Source organism: Parvibaculum sp., assembly GCF_035511255.1.
GTDB lineage: Bacteria > Pseudomonadota > Alphaproteobacteria > Parvibaculales > Parvibaculaceae > Parvibaculum.
Genome location: NZ_DATKFR010000267.1, coordinates 1 through 4,514, shown reverse-complemented (window position 1 = coordinate 4,514; position 4,514 = coordinate 1). Strand labels below are relative to the sequence as shown.

Below are 4,514 nucleotides of genomic sequence, written 5' to 3'. Positions count from 1 at the left end.
ACGTCGAAGCCATCCTCCGCTAGCACGCGCGCGAGCAGACGGTTCGCGACGGGCTCACTGTCGACCAGCACGCCGTCGCAATCGAAGATGACGAGAGAGGGAGAAAACGGAAACGCCATGACGCGCTTATCGGGCGTCATGGCGTTTCGCGCAAGTCACGTTTCGTGAGGGATTACATCACTCGAGGATGCTGCGAAGCATCCAGGCGGCCTTCTCGGCGGCCGTCATGCGCTCCGTCAGAAGATCGCAGGTCGCTTCGTCTTCCGCCGCCTCGGCGACTGCAAAAACTTCGCGCGATATCTTGCTCAGCTGCTCGTTGCCCTTCACCAGATTGGCGACCATCTGGTTCGCGCTCGGAAGGTCGTTGTCCTCGTGGATCGATGTCAGCTTCGAGAGCTGGCCGTAAGTGCCGGGTGCCTTGGCGCCGAGGGCGCGCATGCGCTCCGCGATCGTGTCGGTCGCCGCCCAGAGTTCGCGGTACTGCTCCTCGAACATCAGATGGAGCGTCCGGAAGGACGGGCCGGTCACGTTCCAGTGATAATTGTGGGTCTTCAGATAGAGCGTGTAGTTGTCGGCGAGCACGCGCGACAGGCCTTCCGCGATGGCCGTGCGGTCCTTTTCCGAAATTCCGATATCGATGGGCATGGCAGTACCTCCTTGCTTGGTAAGATCAATCTAGTCATGTAGGGCAGCCATTACAACATACTTTATAATCATTCTAATGCATGAAGGGCCCGCGTGGCCGCCGAACGGAGGTTTTGATGTTCGGGCATTCGCACCGGAACGGCATTGATTACGATCATCTCTTACCGCGCCGCCAATGCTAGCGGTGCGCCTCGAAAAGACAAACAGGCTCGCATCTGAAAATGCGAGGCCCGAATTTCGTTCCGCCGGATCGCGTGCCCGGCGCTTACCTGAGGGATGCGCAGAACCTTTGAATGCGCTCGCAGGCCCGGGTCAAGGCATCCGTGGACGTCGCATAGGAAATGCGGAAGAAGGGCGCGAGGCCGAAGGCTTCGCCATGCACGACGGCGACGCCCTCTTCCTCGAGCAGGGCTTCCACGAAATCCTGGTCGGTCTCGATGACCCGGCCCTTCGGCGTCGTCTTGCCGATGCAGCCCGCGCAGGACGGATAGACATAGAAGGCGCCTTCGGGCGTCGGGCATTTGATGCCCTTCGCCTGATTGAGCATCGACACGACGAGGTCGCGGCGCTCCTTGAAGCTCGCGGCGCGCTCGGGAATGAAATGCTGCGTGCCGTTCAGCGCCTCGACCGCCGCCCACTGGCTGATCGACGTCGGGTTCGAGGTCGACTGGCTCTGGATCGTCGTCATCGCCTTGATGAGTTCGATGGGACCGGCGCAATAGCCGATGCGCCAGCCGGTCATCGAATAGGCTTTGGAGACGCCGTTCATGGTGAGCGTGCGGTCATAAAGTTTCGGCTCGACCTGCGCCGGGCTCACGAACTTGAACCCGTCATAGGAGAGATGCTCGTACATGTCGTCGCTGAGAATCCAGACATGCGGATGGCGCAGCAGAACATCGGTGAGCTTCTTCAATTCGTCATGCGTATAGGCCGCGCCCGTCGGGTTCGACGGCGAGTTGAAGATGAACCATTTCGTCTTCGGCGTGATCGCCTTTTCGAGCGCTTCGGGCTGGAGCTTGAAATTGGTCTCCATCCCCGCCCGCGCGATGACCGGCGTGCCGCCCAGCAATTCGACGATGTCGGGATAGGACACCCAATAGGGCGCCGGGATCACGACCTCGTCGCCAGGATTCAGCGTCGCCAGCATCGCGTTGAAGATGATCGGCTTGCCGCCGGGCGCGACGAAGCATTGCGCGGGGCTGTAGTCGAGCCCGTTCTCGCGCTTGAACTTCGCGGCGATGGCCTTCTTCAGCTCGGGAATGCCGCCGACATCGGTGTATTTGGTCTCGCCGCGCTCGATCGCGGCGATGGCGGCGGCCTTGATGTTGTCCGGCGTGTCGAAGTCGGGTTCGCCCGCGCCGAGGCCGATCACGTCGACGCCCGCCGCTTTCAGATCGCGCGCTTTCTGGGTCGCGGCAATGGTTGCCGACGGCTTGATGCGCTTCAGCGAGTCCGAAAGGAAGGCCATGATCTGTCACTCCGGGAAGGGCGCGCAGGCAGCGGCTTCGGCCCCCGCGCGCGACAAAAACCGCTTTCCCGGGACACCCCGGAAAAGCGGCGCAAACCTAAGCCTGCTTCCCTTGCGGCGCAACAGCGATCCGCAAGGGAAAACCCGCCTTCAGGCCGGCGAAACGGCGCCCCAGGCGACCGGCTCGCCGAGCCTTTGTTCGACCGGGATGACGCCCGCCCAGACCGCGAGGCGCATATCTTCCTCATCGTCGGAAGGACCGCTATCCCGAACCTTTGCCGCAACCTCGACAAGAGGGATGCGCAGCACCTGCGTCGCCTTCAATTCCTGCGTATTGGCCGGCCGCGCCTCTTTCGACCGGCCTGCCTTCACGCGTTCGGTGAAGAGGTTCAAAGCGCGCGGCTTGTCGTCCTCCGAAACGGGCGTTGCGATCCCATGCACCATCACCGAGCGATAATTCATCGAATGGTGAAAGGCCGACCGCGCCAGCACCAGCCCGTCGACCAGCGTCACCGTGAGGCAGAGGGGGACACCGGCCGACAGCACCTTCATGAACCGGCTGGTGCGCGAGCCATGCACCAGCACGCTCTCGCCGTCCCGCACATGGAACATCGGCATCGACACCGGGCCGCCTTCGGCGACGAAGGCGACATGGGCGACCAGCGCCTCATCGAGGATCGCATGCACGGTCTCGCGGTCGTAATGCGCCCTGACGGCGCGCTGGCGGACGCGGTGAAGCGGAGAGGTCTGATAGTCGGTCACGGCGGTCTTCCCATTGTCGGAAACTGCGGTCAGCCTGACAGAAATTGGACCTATCGAAAGGTCCATTCGTTGGATTATAAAGGAGCCATAAAAGCCGGGCCCCGACCATGCTCCGTTCGCCGCTTCCGCTCGACAGTTTCGCCCTCGACCCGCAAGCCGAGGCGCCGCTCTATCGCCAGCTCTATGACGCGCTGCGCGGGGCGATCCTCGACGGGCGGCTGGCGGCCGGGGCACGCCTCCCCTCGTCGCGGGTATTGGCCGCCGATCTCGGCGTCGGGCGCAATACCGTTCTCTCCGCTTATGAGCAATTGGCCGCCGAAGGCTATCTGGAGGGACAGGTCGGCGCGGGCACGCGCATCGCGGCGTCCCTGCCCGACAGATTCCTCGCAGTCGGCGCCGGCGAACGCGGAACGCTTACCGCAAAGACCGATCCCGGCATCCCGCTTTCCCGCCGCGGCCAACTCATCGCCTCCGTCAAACGGGGCGCGGCGCGCTATGAGCGCGGCCACGCCCGCGCCTTTCAGCATGGACTGCCGGCGATCGACCAGTTCCCCGCGACGCTGTGGAGCCGGCTGCTCGCACGGCGCGCACGCGATCCACACAACGGCCTCTTCGGCTACGAGACCGGCGAAGGCTACAGGCCCCTGCGCGAGGCGATCGCGGCTCATGCCGGCGCGGCGCGCGGCGTCATCTGCGCGCCGGAACAGGTGATCGTGACGAGCGGCGCGCAGGCCGCCCTCGATCTTGCCGCACGCATGCTGATCGATCCGGGCGATGCCGCATGGATCGAGGAACCGGGCTATCTCGGCGCACGCGGCGCGCTGCTGGGCGCCGGCGCGAAGCTCGTGCCCGTGCCGGTCGATCATGAAGGGATCGACGTCGCCGCAGGGCGCGCGCTCGATCCCTTGCCGAAGCTCATCTATGTGACGCCGTCGCATCAGTTTCCGCTGGGCGTCACCCTTTCGCTGCCGCGCCGGCTCGCACTGCTGGACTTCGCGGGCGCGGCGAAGGCCTGGATCGTCGAGGACGATTACGATTCCGAATATCGCTACAGCGGCCGCCCGATCGCGTCGCTGCAGGGGCTCGATCGCGCCGCGCGCGTGCTCTACATGGGGACGTTTTCAAAGACGCTCTTTCCGTCGCTGAAGGTTGGCTATCTGATCGTTCCCGATGCGCTGATCGATGCGTTCCGTACCGCGATCCGGCTCACGGGTCATGTCCCCTCGCCCGCAATTCAGGCGGCGCTTGCCGACTTCATCGGCGACGGGCATTTCGGCACTCATGTCCGGCGGATGCGGGCTGTCTATGCGGCGCGGCGCGCCTGTCTGATCGAGGCGATAGAACGCGATCTCGGCGAGTTCCTCGAGGCGTCGCCGAGCGATGGCGGCATGCAACTCGTGGGATTTCTGAAGCGGCGGGTCGACGACCGGAAAGCCGCAGAGGCCGCGGCCGCGGCCGATATTCACGTCACGCCGCTTTCGACCTACTATCTCGGCCGGCGAAGCGATGGCGGATTGCATATGGGCTTTGCGGCGATCCCCGAAGCGCAGATCGCCCGGTCGGCGCGCCGGTTGGCACAGGTTTTCGCCGAAGCCCACCTTTGACGGCGTCTCCGCGCGACCCCTTTGCCACAGGGACA

4 protein-coding genes and 1 pseudogene are annotated in these 4,514 nt (G+C 64.4%); 1 reads left to right on the top strand and 4 read right to left on the bottom strand.

What is annotated here, in order from left to right:
* From VMR03_RS10695 to VMR03_RS10680, 4 genes and pseudogenes are all read right to left on the bottom strand, one after another.
* Positions 1 to 119: pseudogene (locus VMR03_RS10695) on the bottom strand (HAD family hydrolase); the annotation flags it as partial.
* 58 nt (positions 120 to 177) lie between these two features.
* Positions 178 to 645, bottom strand: a complete 468-nt coding sequence (locus VMR03_RS10690; RefSeq protein WP_325405012.1) for a Dps family protein — start codon at positions 643 to 645, stop codon at positions 178 to 180.
* 265 nt (positions 646 to 910) lie between these two features.
* The gene (locus VMR03_RS10685) at positions 911 to 2,113 is read right to left on the bottom strand and encodes a pyridoxal phosphate-dependent aminotransferase (protein ID WP_325405010.1); all 1,203 of its coding nucleotides are present in this window, start codon (positions 2,111 to 2,113) and stop codon (positions 911 to 913) included.
* Between the two features lie 150 nt (positions 2,114 to 2,263).
* On the bottom strand, positions 2,264 to 2,875 hold the full coding sequence (locus VMR03_RS10680) for a pyridoxamine 5'-phosphate oxidase family protein (RefSeq protein WP_325405009.1): 612 nt from the start codon (positions 2,873 to 2,875) through the stop codon (positions 2,264 to 2,266).
* A gap of 107 nt (positions 2,876 to 2,982) precedes the next feature.
* Between VMR03_RS10680 and VMR03_RS10675 the strand changes: the two genes are divergently transcribed.
* Positions 2,983 to 4,479 carry a PLP-dependent aminotransferase family protein gene (locus VMR03_RS10675; RefSeq protein WP_325405007.1) on the top strand — a complete coding sequence of 499 codons (1,497 nt, stop codon included), beginning with the start codon at positions 2,983 to 2,985 and terminating at the stop codon, positions 4,477 to 4,479.
* Positions 4,480 to 4,514: the final 35 nt, after the last annotated feature.

Coding starts and splice junctions, on each gene's coding strand:
- VMR03_RS10690 (WP_325405012.1), bottom strand. CDS start 645: ATGCCCATCGATATCGGAATTTCGGAAAAGGACCGCACGGCCATCGCG.
- VMR03_RS10685 (WP_325405010.1), bottom strand. CDS start 2,113: ATGGCCTTCCTTTCGGACTCGCTGAAGCGCATCAAGCCGTCGGCAACC.
- VMR03_RS10675 (WP_325405007.1), top strand. CDS start 2,983: ATGCTCCGTTCGCCGCTTCCGCTCGACAGTTTCGCCCTCGACCCGCAA.